The organism is Treponema rectale, from assembly GCF_014202035.1.
Lineage (GTDB): Bacteria > Spirochaetota > Spirochaetia > Treponematales > Treponemataceae > Treponema_D > Treponema_D rectale.
Map to the genome: position 1 here is coordinate 299,349 of NZ_JACHFR010000002.1, position 19,324 is coordinate 318,672.

General features: G+C 37.0%; 13 protein-coding genes. 3 read left to right on the top strand and 10 right to left on the bottom strand.

The features are described 5' to 3' along the window. Nucleotides 1–2 precede the first annotated feature (2 nt). The 3 genes from HNP77_RS05985 to HNP77_RS05995 all read right to left on the bottom strand — a co-directional run bounded on the left by HNP77_RS05985 (nt 3) and on the right by HNP77_RS05995 (nt 5,541). Nucleotides 3–2,981 carry a hypothetical protein gene (locus HNP77_RS05985; RefSeq protein WP_184652266.1) on the bottom strand — a complete coding sequence of 993 codons (2,979 nt, stop codon included), beginning with the start codon at nt 2,979–2,981 and terminating at the stop codon, nt 3–5. Between the two features lie 145 nt (nt 2,982–3,126). Next, nucleotides 3,127–4,488, bottom strand: coding sequence for a PFL family protein (locus HNP77_RS05990; RefSeq protein WP_184652267.1), 1,362 nt, complete (start codon nt 4,486–4,488; stop codon nt 3,127–3,129). Nucleotides 4,489–4,545: 57 nt separating this feature from the next. After that, a complete protein-coding gene (locus HNP77_RS05995; RefSeq protein WP_184652268.1) occupies nt 4,546–5,541 on the bottom strand; it encodes an LPP20 family lipoprotein in 996 nt (331 codons plus the stop codon). 153 nt (nt 5,542–5,694) lie between these two features. On the opposite strand from HNP77_RS05995, the gene HNP77_RS06000 reads away from it, so the two are divergent. Continuing rightward, entirely contained in the window at nt 5,695–6,117 is a 423-nt protein-coding gene (locus HNP77_RS06000) for a cytidine deaminase (RefSeq protein WP_184652269.1), read from the top strand. Between the two features lie 50 nt (nt 6,118–6,167). Continuing rightward, nucleotides 6,168–6,599 (top strand): hypothetical protein, encoded by a 432-nt coding sequence (locus HNP77_RS06005; protein WP_184652270.1) that lies wholly within the window; start codon nt 6,168–6,170, stop codon nt 6,597–6,599. 44 nt (nt 6,600–6,643) lie between these two features. Here the strand turns inward: HNP77_RS06005 and purD are convergent, their stop codons facing one another. From purD to HNP77_RS06030, 5 genes are read right to left on the bottom strand one after another with little or no spacing between them, the layout of a single operon-like run. Further along, entirely contained in the window at nt 6,644–7,957 is a 1,314-nt protein-coding gene (purD, locus tag HNP77_RS06010) for a phosphoribosylamine--glycine ligase (protein ID WP_184652271.1), read from the bottom strand. 54 nt (nt 7,958–8,011) lie between these two features. Continuing rightward, nucleotides 8,012–8,710 carry a hypothetical protein gene (locus tag HNP77_RS06015; protein ID WP_184652272.1) on the bottom strand — a complete coding sequence of 233 codons (699 nt, stop codon included), beginning with the start codon at nt 8,708–8,710 and terminating at the stop codon, nt 8,012–8,014. Between the two features lie 10 nt (nt 8,711–8,720). Then, entirely contained in the window at nt 8,721–9,068 is a 348-nt protein-coding gene (locus HNP77_RS06020; RefSeq protein WP_184652273.1) for a hypothetical protein, read from the bottom strand. Nucleotide 9,069: 1 nt separating this feature from the next. Next, on the bottom strand, nt 9,070–11,334 hold the full coding sequence (locus HNP77_RS06025) for a fibronectin type III domain-containing protein (RefSeq protein WP_184652274.1): 2,265 nt from the start codon (nt 11,332–11,334) through the stop codon (nt 9,070–9,072). Next, on the bottom strand, nt 11,300–15,367 hold the full coding sequence (locus HNP77_RS06030) for a fibronectin type III domain-containing protein (protein ID WP_184652275.1): 4,068 nt from the start codon (nt 15,365–15,367) through the stop codon (nt 11,300–11,302). Before HNP77_RS06030 ends, HNP77_RS06025 begins: the two co-directional genes overlap by 35 nt. 266 nt (nt 15,368–15,633) lie before the next feature. On the opposite strand from HNP77_RS06030, the gene HNP77_RS06035 reads away from it, so the two are divergent. Beyond that, nucleotides 15,634–16,494: a flagellin N-terminal helical domain-containing protein gene (locus HNP77_RS06035; protein WP_184652276.1), complete on the top strand. Its 861-nt coding sequence runs from the start codon at nt 15,634–15,636 to the stop codon at nt 16,492–16,494. Nucleotides 16,495–16,616: 122 nt separating this feature from the next. Here the strand turns inward: HNP77_RS06035 and HNP77_RS06040 are convergent, their stop codons facing one another. Both HNP77_RS06040 and HNP77_RS06045 read right to left on the bottom strand, forming a co-directional pair. Continuing rightward, on the bottom strand, nt 16,617–18,209 hold the full coding sequence (locus HNP77_RS06040; RefSeq protein WP_184652277.1) for a DUF3502 domain-containing protein: 1,593 nt from the start codon (nt 18,207–18,209) through the stop codon (nt 16,617–16,619). 104 nt (nt 18,210–18,313) lie between these two features. Next, the gene (locus tag HNP77_RS06045; RefSeq protein WP_184652278.1) at nt 18,314–19,279 is read right to left on the bottom strand and encodes an ABC transporter ATP-binding protein; all 966 of its coding nucleotides are present in this window, start codon (nt 19,277–19,279) and stop codon (nt 18,314–18,316) included. Between the last annotated feature and the right edge of the window lie 45 nt (nt 19,280–19,324).

Here is a 19,324-nt window from a genome sequence, read left to right on the forward strand (position 1 = left end):
AATCAGTCCTCTCCCCAGATTTTTATATAAGCACGATTACTCAAATCAAGCTTAAGTTTAACTGATGCACCAAGATATGCTCCATCTTCAGAATCCATCTGCTTGCGGGACATGGTAAGATCTTTTGGCGAAGATTCTGTGCCACCCGTTAACGTCATTGTTACAGACGGATGGAACGGATATGTTGTAAGTATCTTTTCTATCTCTCGTGAAGAAAATGAAAGTGTATTTAATTTTCCTTCACTTAAATCTATTTCTTTTTGAATTCCTGTATATGAATCATCAATGCCGGCTTTAAAATCAAGCCCATTGAAAACTTCATTATCAATTCTGTAATACATGGCAAAGCTGTCTATTGCATCACAATACTCAGCATACTTTTCGTAAGTTGAAGCACTATCCCTGCTAAGCAAATCTTCATCTGATGTAGCCCAGTCATCTTTATAGAAGCTCATTATATCAACTACAATGTCTCCCTTTAATTCAAGATTAAAAGAAAGAATAATTGCCATATCTATCTTTATGCTGGTATCACTGACTGTACTTTCTGAACCGCTGCCTCCAGAAGAAATATTTGAAAGCATTTGAGAATAAATTACCGTATCAGAATTTGTTCCTCCTAAAGCAAGCGAATATTTAAAATTCATTGTTTCAGGATAAGCATTTATAATATCTGCAAGATCTGTTGTAAAACTGTACTTATCTGCATTTGCTTCATTAAGATAAGGAAGCACTTCAGAATCAAAAACTTTTCCTTCTGCCGCAAGAGCCGCAGCTGTTTCATCACTGGCAATTATAGTAGAAATATCAGCAGGCCACGGAACAGTATCTGTCATAAAATTCAAATTTTCTCCTGAACTTTCTGAACCAAGTACGTAAACTGAATCATTTTGAGTATTTCCGCTTGAATCCGTCGTTGTATAATCAATACTGATTTTTCCAGAAAGATGCAGTGCATTTAAAATATCAGACAAACTGTCATCAGTGGATGTCGGCTTCTGTGCATAAAAAAATACAGGAAGCGTTGCAATATTAATATTCTTTATTGATTCCTCATCAAGAGAAAGACCGTCCAGCAGAGAAGAAAGATCAAAACTCTCAAGACTGTTTTCTCCATCAACAGAAGTTCCATCGGAGTTTAACGTTACAGAGTCCCAGTCATAAAGCATTTTTTCAAATGCAAGAGAAAGTTTATAATCCTGACCAAGTGTTATAGAATTTAATGTAATAGTTGTATTTGCAAATTCAAAAGTAAAATCAACATAATTTTTCTGAGAAGTATTCAGCGCTGTAAAATCTACTTCAGGATACTGAACCCAAGTCTGACTTTCACCGGAATCACTTGTTGTAGAAAGATTTTTCGTAAGGTGATAATTCATTATATTTGAATTTACATTAATCGTAAGATCATCAGTATCAAGTGTATTTACAAGTGTAAACTTAAACCCAAGTCCTTCTGCAGGAATTGTATTATCCAGATTTCCTGAAGAATTATGCTTGTAATAAGAAGTACCTGACTGTTCTCCAAATGTTATGGACTTTACATATTTAGTAAGCTGATCCGTAAGTTCAATGCAGCTGCCAGTTCCATCTGTAGAAAGGGAATAACTTGTCTGAATGTTATTGTATTTAGGTGACGTCAGATCTATTTCTACATCAGAGAGAGAATTTATTTCATAAGAATATGCAATCTCAAGAGAAGAAACATCTGTAGTAAAATCTATTGTTGCTCCGTAAACTTCAACAGTTACCGTTCCTCCAATTGCAATCGGAGTTTCAGAAGGAGTAATTACTGTTCCGGAAATATCTGCTACTTTATCAAACAAAGTTGTTGCAGCAGATGGACCATCTGTTATATCAGAACCAGAAATCGTGTTTCCGGCAAAATTAAATTCAATTTCTGTATCAACTCCAGACCATCCGCTTATCGGACTTGTAGACAATTCAATATTTCCGTCGCTTATTGTTGCAGAATTAAAAAGCCCTTCCATTTCAGAAGTACTTACTTCCATTTGAAAATCAACCGGATCAATTCCAAAATCTGCTGAATGTTTTTTTATGTTTTCAACTCTCAAAAGATCAGAACCGTCAGCAAGTCCTATATTTACTTTATAACTATGAGCAGTTCCTAAATCTCCACCAGAAGATTTACCTTTCAAGCATACATAAAATTCTGAAGGCAGTCCTTCTGCATTATCCAGAGGAATCTCTATAGTGCCACCGTCTTTTACACTGACCCAGTCACTTCCTCCTAAGTCACTTGAAGTTCCATCGGAAGAAAGAAATCCCATTCCTTCAAATACAAACCCTTCCGTACAGGCATTGGAATCTGTTTTTTCAAAAGTAATTTCTATTGCAGAACCTGTTTTGTAATAAATTTTTTCTGCTTCAGAAACAATAGAAATTGATCCATGATTAGATTCAAGTTCCTGTTTAATACCAGGTTCATAACAAGTATCAATAGTAAAACTGTTTGCAGAAAGATTTTCATCAATAGTTTCTTTAAACTCATCCATAAAATCCAGACCAATCGGAGTAGTAGATGTTCCGCTTACCGACGGAACAGAAATAGTCTGGTCAAAATTAAATCCAAAATCTGCACTGGAGAAAACACTGTCAAAATCAAGATCATCAAGATAAGAACCAATATCAACCGGTACTTCATAAACCGGATAATGAAGCACGTAAGACAGGATGTCACTTTCATCTTTTTCTGTATCAGCAGCATCATCCTGAATATAATTATAAAGCTGCATGCTGTTGCCAAGACTTTCCTGCATCTGTTCTGTAATTGCAGAAGTGCTTAAAGTATCAGACAGACTGTATTTCATTGTTCCAAGATTTACATTATATTCTGCATCAGTTGCAACCGACACTGACTTAGGAATCTGCATGTTAAACAAATCCTTGCAACTAAAAAATGAGAAGACTGATAATGTTACTGCCGCAAAAACTGCGGATTTTATAAAAAATCTCTTCATAACCCGAATTTTAACATGCCGGAATATTAAATTCAAATTTAGACCATAAAAAAAGCACCGCCTGCGTACACAAACGATGCTTTTTTCTTCTATATATATGTATTAATTACTTGATTTCAAAAATCTTATGCAGTTAAAGTTTTCCCTAATTCCTGAATGAATGAATAGGAGCAGGAATACGTCCGCCGCGATTAATGAAATCTGCACAGCTGAAGTTGTTTACCGGCATTACAGGACATCCGCCAAGAAGTCCGCCAAATTCAACCCAGTCACCGGCCTTTTTTCCAGGAGCAGGAATAAGACGGCATGCAGTTGTTTTATTATTAACCATTCCGATTGCAAATTCATCTGCAAGAATTCCGGAAATTGTAGTTGCAGTTGTATCTCCAGGAATTGCAATCATATCAAGACCTACTGAACAAACTGTTGTCATAGCTTCAAGCTTTTCAAGACAGATTGAATTCTGTTTAACGGCATTTATCATTCCTTCATCTTCTGAAACTGGAATAAATGCACCGCTTAAGCCGCCGACGTTTGTTGATGCCATAACACCGCCTTTCTTTACCATATCAGTAAGCATTGCAAGAGCAGCTGTTGTTCCAGGAGCACCGGCACCTTCAAGACCAATTTCTTCAAGAATACGTGCAACTGAATCACCTACTGCAGGAGTTGGTGCAAGACTCAAATCAAGAATACCAAACTTAACGCCAAGACGACGAGCTGCTTCTGTTCCTACAAGCTGACCCATGCGGGTAATTTTAAATGCCATCTTTTTAATTCCGTCAGCAAGTTCATTAATCGGTTTTCCTTTAAACTGACGTGCTGCTGCAAGAATAACTCCAGGTCCGGAAACACCAACATTGATTACAGAGTCTCCTTCTCCAGGTCCATGGAATGCCCCGGCCATAAACGGATTGTCTTCCGGTGCATTGCAGAATACTACAAGTTTTGCACAACCGTTAACAGGATTTTCTTTTGAAAGATCTGCCGTCTGCTTAATGATTTCTCCCATAAGTTTTACGGCATCCATGTTGATTCCGTTTTTTGTCGTACCAACATTCACAGAAGAACATACGTTATCTGTTACAGAAAGTGCTTCCGGTATTGATTCAATTAAAGTTCTGTCAGCCGGGGTAATTCCTTTCTGAACAAGTGCACTGAATCCACCGATAAAATTTACGCCCAGTTCTTTTGCACAGCGGTCAAGGGTCTTACAATAAGAAACATAACTCTTTGCTCCACTGGCACCTGCAACAAGAGAAATAGGTGTTACGGAAATTCTTTTATTAATAATCGGAACTCCCATTTCTTTTTCTATATCCTGTCCGGTCTTAACAAGATTTCCTGCAGTACGCATAATCTTGTCATAAATTTTCTGATTAGATTTTTTTTCATCTGAATCTGCACAATCAAGAAGATTAATTCCCATTGTAATGCAGCGAACATCAAGATTCTGATGACTGAACATATTTACGGTTTCTTCTATTTCTACCGGCGTAAAAATCATTTTATATCTCCCGATTTAAGTTGAAGATAGTTTATATAAATTCACAGTTTTTTGCTATTATCTTGCAGAAAAATCCTTTCCGAAATCAGCGGCAATTTTCTTTGCTAATTTTTTTAATGATTCCCGCCGGAGTTTATCCATGCCGTAAGCAAGGGTTTTTTCGTCAACCGAAACAGTGATTGTATAAACCGTTTCATCTTTATAAAGAATCTCTATTTCTGCAGACGGACGGGCAACAAGAAGTTCTCCATCGCCTTCAGTTACTTTATTTAAATCAACAGTTACATTTGCCTTATAGGCAGCAGCTCCTTTTGAAACTCCAAGCCCGGCATTTTTCAAAGATGCTTCTACCTGGGAATAAATAATATTTTCATAATCTTCATCAATTTTCTGAATCTGCACGGCACTCTTTTTTAATGATTCATTCTTCTTTGTTTCCAGCAGCGAAATCTTTTTTGTACACTCTGCATATTCATCTGCAGCACGACCAGAATCAATGGCTGTAAGAATATTTATTTTTTCAATTAAAGCAGGCGTAAACTGTTTTGCTTTAGAAAAATCAGAAACTGCTGAAAGAGGATCTTCTTTTTCTGCTGCGGAATACAATTCAAGGAATTCATTCATAAGAATTTTTGTTTCTACATTTACCTGATTATACGCCTTTGCTTTTTCTATATAAGCGGCAATATAATAAGTTTTCTTCGGCTTATAAACTTCAGAATACTCAAGCCCCGTAAAAATAAAATTCGATTTTGATGAATTTACACTAGAAGAACTTTCATTTAAATTTATTTTTCCATCTGTTTCTTTATAAAACATTTCTATTTTTACATTTGAATCAATTTCTGTCTGAATGTAACGGCTGATTTCTACAGCAGCAGCAATTCTTGCTTCTTCCAGAGTCTTGCCTTCACCTACTGCGCTTAAATAAATTCCCTCATCATAATATTCATGACAATCAGATATATATTCCGGAACAGGAACCTTTGTTGATGAACAGGAAACAAAAACAACCGACAGCAATACGGACAAAATACTCTTAATGTTTTTCATAGAACTATTTTACAATGTGCAGCCCGCTTTCTCAACTGCAATACCCTACTTATCTTCTTTTCTATTTACCGTTATTTACAAAAGATTTTAATTCACAACTGAATTTTTCTGTGTTATACTGTTCGTTACCACTAAATTTTCTGGAGGTAATTTATGGATAAAAATGCGACATACAAAAAGCTGGTTGAAGAAGCCATAAAAATGCTGAACTTTTCTTACGTTCCATATTCACATTTTCACGTCGGAGCTGCACTTCTTACAACAGAAGATGAAATTTACACAGGCTGCAACATAGAAAACTCGGCTTTCGGTCCAACAAACTGCGCTGAACGTACTGCTTTTTTCAAAGCAATAAGTGAAGGTAAAAAAACATTTAAGGCCATTGCAATAGTTGGAGGTCCAAACGGAATTATAAAAGATTTTTGTCCTCCATGCGGTGTATGCCGTCAGGTTATGCGGGAATTCTGCAAAGATGATTTTGAAATCATTCTTGGTAAATCACCGGACAATTATATTGTAAAAACTCTTAAAGAAATTCTTCCCCTCAGTTTTGGCAGCGAAGATTTGGAAAAATAATTCTGAATTCCTATTGCGGCAGCCCGCCGCTTCATTTTAAAATAGACTTCATGGAATATATTTTACTCGGAGGATCACTTCTCGTTCTTGTGTTCCTCCTTAATTTTTTTATTAACTATAAAGCCTACGGAAAACAGGAAAAAGCCTGGAAAAAACGCAGGGAAAAACGGGATGCAGCAGCAGCTAAAGGTCTTCTTGTAAACTGTCCCCTCTGCAGCAGCCCTCTTTACCCGGGAGAAGATTTATTTACCAGGATATACCGCCCTATGAGCGTTAGCGACCAGTTATGTATTATAAAAGGATGCCCGCACTGTTATCCTTCAACAGAATCCGGCATAAAAAGAGAATGTCCTGTCTGCCACAAAGAGGTTGACAGCAAAACAGGACATCTGGTTGCTCATCTTTTTAACAAAACAAGTGACGGCAAAAAACACGTTGTTGTTTCCGGCTGCAACCTGTGCTGTAAAAGCAAGCTTTCTTAAAAAAAAGAACCTGAGCCGATGATATGCAGCTCAGGTTTATATTACTAATTAGATTCTGCAGCTCCAGGAAGTCCGATATCTTTACGATAGAACATACCTTCAAAACTTACTGCTTCAAGGGCTGCATAAGATTTTTTCCAGGCTTCATCAAAAGTTGAACCATGTGCTGAGCAGGCAAGAACACGTCCTCCGCTTGTCTTAAGAACAGTTTTTCCTGATTCAGATTCTGCAACGGCACCTGCTATAAAAATCTTTGCTCCAGTTTCTTCAACTTTAGCTTTATCTTCAGAAATCGTCATTCCTTTTTTATATGCCTTAGGATATCCTCCGCTTACTGCAACCGGAGCAACCTGATAACCAGACTTCCACTTAAAATCAAAGTTCTTCAAGTTACCGTCGATTATAGCCTGACACATTTCTACAAAATCAAAATCCATCATCGGAAGAACAGCCTGTGTTTCCGGGTCACCAAGACGAACATTATATTCCAGAGCTTTAGGTCCGTCTTTTGTAAGCATGATACCGAAGAAAATAAATCCGCGATAATCGTAGCCTTCTTCAACAAGACCCCGTAAAGTAGGAAATTCTATTTCTTCATAAAATTTTTTCTTAAGATCTTCAGTAAAATCATCAACAGGACAGATAGCACCCATTCCACCGGTATTAGGACCTTTTGCACCATCAAGAAGGCGTTTATGATCACGGGCACTTAAGAAAGAAGCTATGGCAGCTTTTCCTTCTTTTGCATATTCAGGAGTAACGCTGACTGCTGCAAGAACAGAAATCTCTACTCCGCGAAGATATTCTTCAATTACAATTTTCTTTCCGGCATCTCCAACTGCAGATCCTTCCATCAAATCTTTTACGGCCTGCTTTGCTTCATCAAGGGTAAGTGCAACAACAACACCCTTTCCGGCAGCAAGACCATCTGCTTTTATTACAATCGGTGCTCCCTGCTGTTCAACATATTCAAGAGCAGATTTTTCATCAGTAAATGTTTCGCTTTTTGCACAGGCAACTCCGTACTTTTTCATGAATGCTTTTGCAAGATCCTTACTTGCCTCAAGCTGAGCCCCTGCTTTTTTTGGTCCTATAACAGGAATACCTGCTGCCCACAAAGCATCTGCTGCACCTTCTGAAAGCGGATTCTCAGGGCCAACAACAGCAAGCGTACATCCATTTGCTTTTGCAGCTCCTGCATAATCTGAATTCTGCACTTCTACGTTGCGGCACTTGTTTTCTAATGCTGTACCGCCGTTTCCAGGAATACAGATAACCTCTTCAACATTGCTGCTCTGAGCAATCTTCCAAGCGATTGTGTGTTCGCGTCCACCGTTTCCAATTACTGCTACTTTCATGGAAGAGTATTTTACTTTATTTGAAAAATGTTGTCACCGTTAAGACAAAATATTTTAAAATAGTTTTTTAATCTGCCTTACGTAAGAATACTTATTTGTCTTCTTTCTGCTGTAACGAACTCCCACATCAAAATGATACTGCCAGGAATAATCATAAGGCTGTACATGTTTATTCGTTCCAAGATTAGGATAATCCAGATCAAAACCGCCGTTTACAATAATATTCCACCGGTGTGCTACAGGAAGATCAAGACCTGCAATAAGTCCAAGTCCAAGATAATGATAATGATATTCATCACTGAGCTGATACATGTAGTGCAAACCTATCGCATATCTGAGGCGAACATATTCCCACATGCTTGCTTCAAAAACAGGACCGGCAAATAAATCAAAGGCATATAAAAGTGTCTGCTTTGCCAGCTGTTCTACATCATTAAAATCATGTGCAAACGGATAATAAGCACTTATCTTTATAATGCTGTCTACAGGCTTAATATTTACCGACTGTATTGCAAAATACGCACCTATCATATAATCCGTCCATACAAAATTAGAACGGCCCGATTCTTTTTCAAGTCGCGTAACAGAAGCAAAACTTAATCCTTCATCAAAAACAATATACGGAATATCTTTTATAACAGGAAATCCAGTTTTAGGATTAAGTTCTTCTTCTGAATTCTGCGCTTCACTCTGGGCAAAAACTGAACCACTGCAAAATAAAAATACTAATGCTGCAAAAAAAACTTTCTTCATATTCAGCCTGCTACTTACTTGTATGATAAAGAGTAAGATGTTTTGATGTATCACTTGTTATCCAGTCAAGATAAAGCATTGCACCGCGGATATCCCACTCACTGTTTATTGAATAAGATTTTCCTTCAACTGAATATTTAAAAACAAGAACATTGTCTACAACACTATAAGTTCCTTCATAATCAATGATTTCTTTTTCAGAGCTTTCTATTGATGCTGTAAAACTTCCGTCATTCATAAATGAAAGTTTGTTGCCGTTATTATCTGCCCAGGTTCCGTAAAGCGGACTCGGTTCATAACATCCAAAAAAAACTGCTGAAACTAAAACTACAAATGCTGCAAAAAAATATTTTTTCATTTTATCTTCCTTCCTCTCCAACTTTCCAGTTAACCTGCTCGTTTGAATAAATTTCATTACCTTCAAGATCCTGTGCACTTATGGTGTAATAACCGCCGCCTGCTGCACCACTTTTTATTTCAAGATTATTGTAATAATTTGAACCAGGGTACATTCCTGTACAGGTTACAGTTCCCTTCATATTTCCGTTAGCACTCATGTTTGATGATGTATCAGAGTTTCCGTTAAATACGAAGTGAGATTTTTCTATCCATTCACCATTTGTAAAGTAAGTATAAGTATAGTCTGCATAATCCGTATATTTCATTACGATTTCTGCACCAAGTCCGGCGATTGCTGCATTATAATAAAGCGTTCCGGAAACATCCCCGCTAACAGTTTCCTTACCAAGCTTGTCCATGTCATTCGGTTTATGCATAAGCGTAAGATGTTCCTGTGAACGAAGACTTGTTTTATTATATTCACGCATCCACTGGTCAGGAGTAATTGCACCATAACCATAATCAACAAGTCCCTTATTACCCTGATAGAGATTATTCAAAGAAACAACTTTATAATAATAAATTACGCTTGCCTTTGCCTTCGCATTGTAGTCAACGTAAACAAGTTCTGTAACAGGAGTTTCAGTAATTTTCTTAAATCCTGAATCAGGAGATGTTGAACGATAAATATAATATGCAGCAGGAACATCTTTTTCAGGAAGCGTCCATTCAATCTGAACCGGATAAACATTATTTGAATTATATGAAGTATCCCAGTCAACTATAGAAAGTTTCTGTGTTTTAGAAGCAGTCACAGACGAAGGAGCTGACGGCATTGGAGCATAAGTAACACTCATTACACTTTCCGTATCTGTTCCATCCGGATTTTTTGTCGTAAGTTTATAGTAAGCTTTCTTTTCAACTTCAAATTCATAATAGTCTTCTGAATTTTTTTCTGTAACGGACGGCTCTGTCAAAAGTACATACGGTCCGTCTATATTATCTGAATAATAAACAGCATACGTAAAATTAATGGAATCATATTCCGCACCGATTGAATCTTTCCACTGTATCAGAACATGATCTTCATCACTTCCATCAAGAACCTGAATTTCTGTCGGAGGACTTAAAAGGAATCCTACTGCAGGATTTTCAGAAGCCTTTCCGCTTTCTGAGAACGGACTCTTCATCTTTGTACCGTCGTCAGATGTACAGACAGCCTGAACATAATAATAGTAATAAACGCTTATCTTTAATCCCGATTTATCTGTATAAAGCGGCGTCGTAAGATTTGAAGCAAGCAGTGTATACTCACTGTCCTGAGAAGATGTTCTGTACACTGAATAAGAAATTGTTCCGGTAGTGGTTTCAACTTCATCCCACATTACATTAAGACCGGAAGCACCTCTGCTGATTTCTGCAAGCCCGTTGTTTACTTTTACATTTACCGGAGTTTCAGGAGCACCAGGCAAAAGTGAATATCCCATTGCAATTGAACTTAATGCAGAAACTGTTCCCTCTTTAGTAACTGCTGAAATCTTGTAATAAAATTCTGTTCCCTGTTCAGAAGTCAAAACAGTATTCTCATAATAATTCTGATTTCCATAAACACTGTCTATCAGTTCCATGGAAGTACCGTTTGATTTTTCTCCACGGTAAATATTATAAGAAACCGCATTGCTTATTTTATCCCAGGTTACTCTTATGTACTCTGTAGATGTACCTTTTGAAGCTTCAGTATTTTTTGGACTTCCCAGCAGCCAGCCGCATCCCTGTGTTTCTGAAACAGCTGAATAATCACTTTCTTCATAACCTTCACCGATATTTTTCGCCGTAATTTTATAATAATACCGGTAATCATATTCTTTATTCGTACTGCCTGGATTTTTTAAAATTACATCCGTATAATTTGTTTTAGCACAATATTCTGAAACCACAGAAAAATCCAGCTCATCATAATTTACAATAGAAGTCTTGTCTTCTACATATGCCCGTTCTACCGTATAAGAAGTTGCATTATCTACAGCATTCCACGTTAATTTTATTGTGCCTGAATAAAGTCCCTGAGAAGCAAGAACCTGCTCCGGTGCCTCCAGCTGATCTATCTTAACTTCCGGAGTTAAAAAATCAGAAAGAGAACTCTGCTCAGCATCTGTATCCATTGCAACTTTTCCCTGAAACCAGTCTGCGCAGGATGTAAAAATAAAAATCATCAAAGTAAGTAAAACAAATTTTTTCTGCTGCATTTTTTTACCACCAGCCATATTCTTCTGAATTAAGATCATATCCGGAATTACCACTAATCTGCATCGGGAACCATTGTCTTCGAGTTGTATTATCTGAAGTTTCCACAATTGTTTTTGTTACTCCATTACGAGTCAACTTTAAAGTCATCGTATTATTATTCGGACAGTAAAAACTAATGACAGCACTCTGACTGCTTAATGCAGAAACAGAACCTTCAACTGTAATATCGTGAGTATCAGCAAACTCATATAGATAATAATCACTTAATCCCTGCATCCATACTTTATGTGTATCACAGGAAATTTTTACAGGCATAACCGTATATTCAGATAACGGTCCATAAACTTTTGGTGTATAAGAACTGAAGGTATACTTAGCACTATATTTGCCCCAGTGAGAAGTATCCGTAATACCTGCAAGCTCTCCTTTTGTAAACACGGCACTTCCGTTTTCTCCAGATATAGTTCCGGCATCACCATACTTCAGATGATTTCCTGCATTACTTAAATCTTCACTGCCACCATCATTCAAATAGAACGCATATGCAAGAGAATACATCGCACTCTTCACCAGTTCCTCATCAGAAAGTGCACGAGTTCCCCATTTAACATATTCATCCTCAGTACCAAAAGTAAATTCGGTCGGAGCACTATAACAATATTTTGAATCCCGAAGAACATAACTTCTTACGCGATAAAAATGTTTATAGTCACGAAGAATTTTTGTAGCAGCATTTGCAGAACCATCAAAGGAATAACTGTAATTTGCAGTTTTATCTGCCGTATCAAAAGAATAACTTGCAACTTCCGTCCAGTCACTTAAATCATTACTGAGAACTTCAATAACATATCCGTTTATTCCGTAATTTGCTTCTTCATTTATTTCTGCTGCAGTCCATATCAGTTTTTCCATGGTTCCCATAGAATCATTTTTATTTGCATCAACAACCTTTGGCTGAGAAAGTACCCAACCATGATTTATAGATTTATCTGAATAATTTGAATCTGCAACGCCATCATAATAAGAAAGCATATACTCCCTTTCATTCTCATTCTTCACTGGATAAGAACGTGCACTTCCGCAGCTCATTCCTACAAGATAGCGGTAAACTTTTCCGTACTCAGCTTTTGTATCAATGTAATACAACGATGAAGTCTGACCTGTCAGTTCCCATGAAGAACCATCATATCTGTAAATATAGTAAACAATATCTCCTGAAGGAATTTCCGGTTTAGACCAGGAAACATAAATCGAATTATTATCTGCTTTATCCTCTTTATTTAATACATCCGTCTGCCAGCCCTTAGATGCATTTACTTTTATTCCGTAACCAAGGGCAAAACCTGTTCTTGAAATACTACTTACACCGGAAGAATAAGAAGCTCCGTTTTCCACATCAAGAATTCCGGAAGCATATGTTCCGCCTAAAATTTCTCCTTCTTTTAACGGTACAACTATATATTCAAACTTCTGCCCCCAGGCAAGACGCGACTGCTGTTTTTTATAAACTTCCTTATAACCGTCTGCAGTAAATATTTCTTCGCTTACACAGTCCTTCAATGTATAGACACCATCTGACAGACTTACGAAAGAAACACTTGCTGTTTTCTGATTCACTTCAGAAAGCTCACAGGTTGAACCATCAACCCAGTAACTTATAACATCATCAGACCATAAAGCCGGAGTTACAGTTGCATCATAAAATCTTCTGATAACAAGATAACTGTTTGCACCTTCAAAAGCATTCCAGCTTACAGAAATACTTCCTGCTGCTGTTCCCTGAGAAACTGTTGCAATAGTTGCTGCCGGACCAAACAGCTTCATACTTTTTTCTACAGCAATTTTATTTTCATCGTCTAATGAAGAATTCATCGCCTCAACTTTTACCGTCAGAGGAAGACCGGCATACTGCGCATTGTCATATCCTGCAATTTTTGTAAAAGGAATTTCAAAGTTACCGAATTCATCTGCTTCATTTTCAGAAAGCGTAACTGTCTGTCCTGCAAAATCAGAATCCAGTGCAAGAGAATCCGTATCATTTTCGTAAACATAACTTACAACATAACTGTCAGCTTTATTTACTTTTGCAAAAGAAACAGTCATTCCTGTATAGCTGATGTCAGAAATAGTAACTGAAGGAGTTCCCAAAGTTCCGCATTCAACAGCATCAGCGCCCTTTCCTTTTTCCTGAGTTTCTGTTTTGTAAATATCTGCCTTAAACCAGCGGGTTTCTCCACTTGCAATATCCTCAGGCTTATATTCATAAATGTAATCCTGAGCTTCAGTACATTCATAAGTAAGAATATTTTTCCATTCAGCTTCCGTATCAGAATTTGAATCACACTCTTTTATTACATATGTATTTCCTGAAGTTGCAGAAAACGAAATTTCATATTTATTTAAATAACCGTCCTGAACAAAAAAGTTTTCAAGTTCAAGCGGATTCAGATCAGCAGTTATAAAGCGGCTCTTCTGAGAAGTAATCATTTCAACATTTTTCTGCGTAGAATTCTTTTTTACGATTACAGAATATGTATAGCGGCCGTTCATTGACGGGAGAGGTTTTATTTCATCAACATAAGAATTTAAATCTGCCACCAGAGAAAAATCTTTTGTTGAATATTCAGTTACTTCAGAATCAGTTAACGACACTCTCTTTCTGGAAAGAACAAAAGTATAATCTGATTCAACATCTGTATCATTAAAAGTAAAATTAAACGTAAGACTTGCACCGCTATAACTTAACGGGGTTGTTCCGTCTTCATCATAAACAACTGTGTATTCTGGATTGTTTACACTGAAGGAAGTTTTTCCCAGCGGCCATCCTGCACTCTGAACAACAGATGCAGCTGATGTAGTCAGTTTTGAATAAGAAGTTGAAGATGCAGATGAAGGTGTTGTATTTTCATCATAGTAATAATCTGTATAAGACTGAATCTTATAATCGTAGCGGGTATTTCTCAAAACAGATTTATCCGTAAAATAAATTTTATATCCGCCAACATAATCAGGATAAAGAGAATTTTCTTCCGTTGCTTCTGCCGCTTCAATTGTAAGCAGTGAATTATTTGTTGAACAATCCTGTGCATTAAAAGTATAGATTGTTTTTGAAGAAATATATTTGCTTACATAACCTTCATTTACATTACAGTTTGAACCTATGTATGCAACATAAGGAACCGTACTGAAATTTTCTTCCGTAGAAAGCTTGCGGTAAACCTTAAAGTAAATCGGACGGCGTGCATAAGTTGAACCTTCCTTTATGTCAACAAAAGTCGGAAGTGTCCATGACAAGGTTACACTTTCTGTTGATTCCCCCTGCTCTGCTGTAAAATCAAGCGCTTTTTCCGGCGTAAGTTTTCTTGCAGTTTCTGAATCTATTATGTCACTTTTTTCTTCATAAGCTGCACCCTGCAAAGATGCAATTACCTGAAAATAATAAGTTGTATTCGGAGACAGGCCATTGATTTCTGCACTAAGGCTTCCATCAGTTATAAAAGGTTCAGTTCCGGCAGTAGCACTTCCCTTTTCATCCGTGTAGCAGACAACTTCATATTGAACTGATGAAGCATAAGTTTCTGCCGTACAGTTTTCCATCCACCAGTTTACAATTACATCAGTTTCATCTGATTCTGAATTCTGTTCCACTGAAGTTATTACAGGAACAGCAAGTGTTGAACCGCAAACTATAGTACTTTCAGGACCCTCTTTTTCATTAGCGTCAACGGCAGTAACTTTAAAATATTTTGTAAGTCCGCTGGTTAAATTTGAAATTGTTTTTCCAGGTAATGAATTTTTTTCTGTCTCTGCAAAAAGTACAAAATCTCCTTCATAAATTGAATCTGAAGCATAAATTTTATACCTGAGTGCACCCGAAACTGCTGTCCAGGAAAGCGAAATACTTCTATAACCGCCCTGCGTTGCTTTTAAATTCTTAGGTGCAGTTAAATTACCGTTATTATAAATATTATTACCATTTCCAGCCGGAGAAGAAACTATATTTTCCCTGCAGGCCGAAAAGAAACTGAAAAGGCAAAGTACGCCTGTTAAAATCCCCACCACTCTTTTCATATATATTATGTTAAAAAATTGCTTTTATTTTTTCAATATATGTAAAGAAAACCTATAACTCATAAGGTTTAAGATATGTTCATATCATATACATTTACAAAAAGTTAACAAAACCTAAAAAAAATTCTAAAAATTTTTATTTTTTTGCTAAAGTAAAATTTTCAATCTCCGAAAAAAGAAGTATAGGGTGTCAAAAACAACCCGGGAGGGCGGCAGACCATCAGGCAACTGCTTGTAACTCTAGAAATTGTATAAGGAGATACATTATGGTTATTAATCACAACATGAGTGCAATGTTTGCACAGCGTTCAGAGGGAATCACGGAAGTAAATCACCAGAAAAACCTGGAAAAACTTTCATCTGGTATGAAAATCAATCGCGCTGGAGACGATGCATCAGGACTTGCAGTTTCTGAAAAAATGCGTTCACAGATCCGCGGTTTGAACCAGGCATCTACAAATGCTAAGAATGGTATTTCTTTCATCCAGACAACAGAAGGATACCTCCAGGAAACTGAAGATATCGTTCAGCGCATCCGCGAACTTGCTGTTCAGTCTTCAAACGGTATCTACACTGATGAAGATCGTATGCAGATTCAGGTTGAAGTTTCTTCACTCATCGCTGAAGTTGACCGCATCGCTTCTTGTGCACAGTTCAACGGTATGAACATGCTTACAGGACGCTTCGCTCGCCCAACTGGTGAAAATACACCAACTGCTTCTATGTGGCTTCACATTGGTGCTAACATGGACCAGAGAACTCAGGTTTACATCGGAACTATGAGTGCATCTGCTCTTGGACTCCGCAATGTTGGAACAGAAGAAATCATGACTCTTCAGACTCCTGATGAAGCAAACCGCGCAATCGGTACTTTGGATGAAGCTATCAAGAAGATCAACAAGCAGCGTGCTGACCTCGGTGCTTATCAGAACCGCCTTGAAAAGACAGTTGTTGGTCTTGATGTTGGTGCAGAAAACCTTCAGGCTTCTGAATCACGCATCCGTGATACAGACATGGCTAAAGAAATTGTTGAATCTACAAAGAACCAGGTTCTTCAGCAGGCTGGAACTGCTATGCTCGCACAGGCAAACCAGTCTTCACAGAACGTACTTTCACTTCTTCAGTAGTTCACTTAAAGCAGCTTAAAGCTGCTTAATAAAAAAAGCCGCCCGTTGTGGTTCATGAGATACGTTTCATAAATCACACGGACGGCTTCTTTTGTTTTAAATAATTAAAAACGAATTATTTTTTATCTTCTGCGTTCAGCATAATAATCATCAAGCTGTTCCTGCAGAGCTGCAATTACAGTTTCAATTCCATACTCTTTTAATTCTGCACGGAACTGTTTTACATATGCCTCAGGATCATCAACCTGACCATAAGTTATGTTCTTAAAATACTTTTCACAAACTTCACTAATTTTTATAAGTTCCCAGTTAACATAATCTACGTTCCAGACAATTTCACCAAAAGGATAAACCATCTGATTGGCAGTATAAATCTTATTTATGCTTTCAAATTCATCCCAGGAACCACCAATATCACGAACCTCAAGATTATCATTACGACCCCACCAGAAATCAGTTACAATACCGTCTCTGTCTCCGTTATATCCTGCAGGTCTCTTATAATAATCCTTACCATCCTTACCTTTTACGATTTCATACTGTTTGCCTTCAATACCATAATTGAAAAGACGATAACATTCAGGATCATTACGAATCAAATCATATACTGCAAGAGCGCGGGCCTTCTGTTTTGACGCAGAAGAAAGAGCCATTGCACCATGAGTTACAGTCATAGTCGTAACATTCTTTTTTTCTTCTCCAAACCAGAAAAATCCAACATCAGAACCAGGGAACCTGTTATCCATTTCTGCACGAACCTGTGTATACCAGGTCTGTGTATGATGCTGCTCAACACCAGACTTTCCTGAATAGAACTGCGTACGGTTATCAGAAGTTGAAGTAAGAACATTCTTTCTCCATACACCCATATCATTCCAGCGTTTCATCAGTTTAGCAAATTCTATAAATTCCCTTCCCTCAAAATAAGGTGAAACAATCTTAGAAAGATCTGATTTCTTTACACCAAAAAGACCGTAAGCATTAACACCGTCAAGAACAAGGAAATCTGTTGCAGAAAGAATATAACCACCGGCAATATCTGTATCACCCTTTGCATCCCACGGAACAAAACCAGGTTTATTCAAACTGATTAAATAAGAAAAATATTTTGTAAGATCATTCCATGAATGCACACCATCAAGACCTGCATCTCTTGCCCAGTCATTACGGTACATAAATCCATGATTAATCCACTGTGCATAATTATCTTCAGGAATCAAATAAATTTTTCCCTGATACTTACACTGATTCCAGTCGCCTTTTGCAGAAACCTGTGAATAAGTTTTGTTTGCATACTGTCTCAAATTTTCTTCAGAAAGAACAGCAAAGTTTCCGAGCTTTGTATTCTTCCATGCATCAAGCCAGTCTGTAGCTGTACCGACTAAATCAATCTTACCATTCTTGCGGGACAAAAGTCTGTTGTATTCACTAAGATAGTTATTCCACGGAAGGTACATGATTTCAAGTTCTGCATTTACCCGTTCCGTAAGAATTTTATTCAGCTTATTAAGCATTTCATCCGTTGCACCATTTGAAGGTGCATTACCCAATGTAAGATAAACAATTTTTACATGTTCAGAATAATCATTATACCATCCGGTTTTAATCAGACGATTTTCTTCCGGAGTATAAACCTTTTCTTTGGCATTATCTTTTTTACAGCCAGCTGCAAACAAAGAAACCAATGCCATCACTACTAATGAAAACCTTTTCATAAAAAACTCCATTTCCTCTTTTTTCGTTAAGCAGCAATGTTATAATGATTCATTTTACACAATTTATCATAATAAAAACAACTACCATTTTATAGAAACTTAAATTACAACGGCCATTTTCTTAGAATTTCTACATTAACATGCTCATTCTGTTTTATTACTTCCAGAGCACTGTTTGTACAGGCAACAATTTTTCTTCCATTAAAATCTAATTTATATTGAATCACATCACCAAAAAAAGAAGACGACAAAACTTTTGCATTTCCCTGCGCAATTCCCTCGTTTAATTTTTGAATTCTAATCCACTCAGGTCTAACTAAATATTTTTTTTCACCTTCATAAATTATGTTGGCACGACCTACAAAATTTGCAACAAATTCATCTTTCGGTTCAAAATAAAGTTTATGGGGATTATCATACTGAATTATTTTTCCGTCTTTCATTACAGCTATTTTATCTGAAAGACTAAGAGCTTCTTCCTGATCATGGGTTACATAAATTGTTGTAATTTTAAGTTCCTGCTGAATTTCTTTAAGTTCTTCCCGAACTCTTACTCTAAGATTTGTATCTAATGAAGAAAGTGGTTCGTCCATCAAAAGAATCTCTGGTTCCAGTACAAGTGAACGTCCAAGGGCAACCCGCTGCTGCTGGCCACCAGAAAGTTCTCCAGGAAGACGCTTTAAAAGTTTTTCTAGTCCCAGATTTTTTGCAACCTGATTAACACGCTCTTCATTTTCCTTTTTATTTTTTTTGAAGTCACTTTTTAGTTTTAATCCATAGTAAAGATTCTGCTCAACAGTTAAGTGAGGAAAAAGTGCATAGTCTTGAAAAACAATTCCGATTTTACGCTTGTTTGGAAGTATTCTATTTTGAATTTCTCCATTAATTTTTATAAGCCCGCCTTGCGGATTTAAAAAACCAGAAATAAGTCGCAAAACTGTAGTTTTTCCACAGCCACTTGCACCTAAAAGCGTAGTAAATTCACTTTTTTCGACACTAAGATTAAAATTTTTTATAACAGGTTCATCTTTATATCCAAAAGTTATATTCTCAAGTTCAAGTAAAGGCATATATTCCTCCTAAGCTGAATATTAAAAAAGCTAGCCTAATTTTAG

Bases quoted from the DNA above. Each gene is read 5' to 3' on its own strand.
- HNP77_RS05995 (WP_184652268.1), bottom strand. From the start codon at position 5,541: ATGAAAAACATTAAGAGTATTTTGTCCGTATTGCTGTCGGTTGTTTTT.
- HNP77_RS05990 (WP_184652267.1), bottom strand. From the start codon at position 4,488: ATGATTTTTACGCCGGTAGAAATAGAAGAAACCGTAAATATGTTCAGT.
- HNP77_RS06045 (WP_184652278.1), bottom strand. From the start codon at position 19,279: ATGCCTTTACTTGAACTTGAGAATATAACTTTTGGATATAAAGATGAA.
- HNP77_RS06035 (WP_184652276.1), top strand. From the start codon at position 15,634: ATGGTTATTAATCACAACATGAGTGCAATGTTTGCACAGCGTTCAGAG.
- HNP77_RS06040 (WP_184652277.1), bottom strand. From the start codon at position 18,209: ATGAAAAGGTTTTCATTAGTAGTGATGGCATTGGTTTCTTTGTTTGCA.
- HNP77_RS06030 (WP_184652275.1), bottom strand. From the start codon at position 15,367: ATGAAAAGAGTGGTGGGGATTTTAACAGGCGTACTTTGCCTTTTCAGT.
- HNP77_RS06005 (WP_184652270.1), top strand. From the start codon at position 6,168: ATGGAATATATTTTACTCGGAGGATCACTTCTCGTTCTTGTGTTCCTC.
- HNP77_RS05985 (WP_184652266.1), bottom strand. From the start codon at position 2,981: ATGAAGAGATTTTTTATAAAATCCGCAGTTTTTGCGGCAGTAACATTA.
- purD (WP_184652271.1), bottom strand. From the start codon at position 7,957: ATGAAAGTAGCAGTAATTGGAAACGGTGGACGCGAACACACAATCGCT.
- HNP77_RS06015 (WP_184652272.1), bottom strand. From the start codon at position 8,710: ATGAAGAAAGTTTTTTTTGCAGCATTAGTATTTTTATTTTGCAGTGGT.
- HNP77_RS06020 (WP_184652273.1), bottom strand. From the start codon at position 9,068: ATGAAAAAATATTTTTTTGCAGCATTTGTAGTTTTAGTTTCAGCAGTT.
- HNP77_RS06025 (WP_184652274.1), bottom strand. From the start codon at position 11,334: ATGATCTTAATTCAGAAGAATATGGCTGGTGGTAAAAAAATGCAGCAG.
- HNP77_RS06000 (WP_184652269.1), top strand. From the start codon at position 5,695: ATGGATAAAAATGCGACATACAAAAAGCTGGTTGAAGAAGCCATAAAA.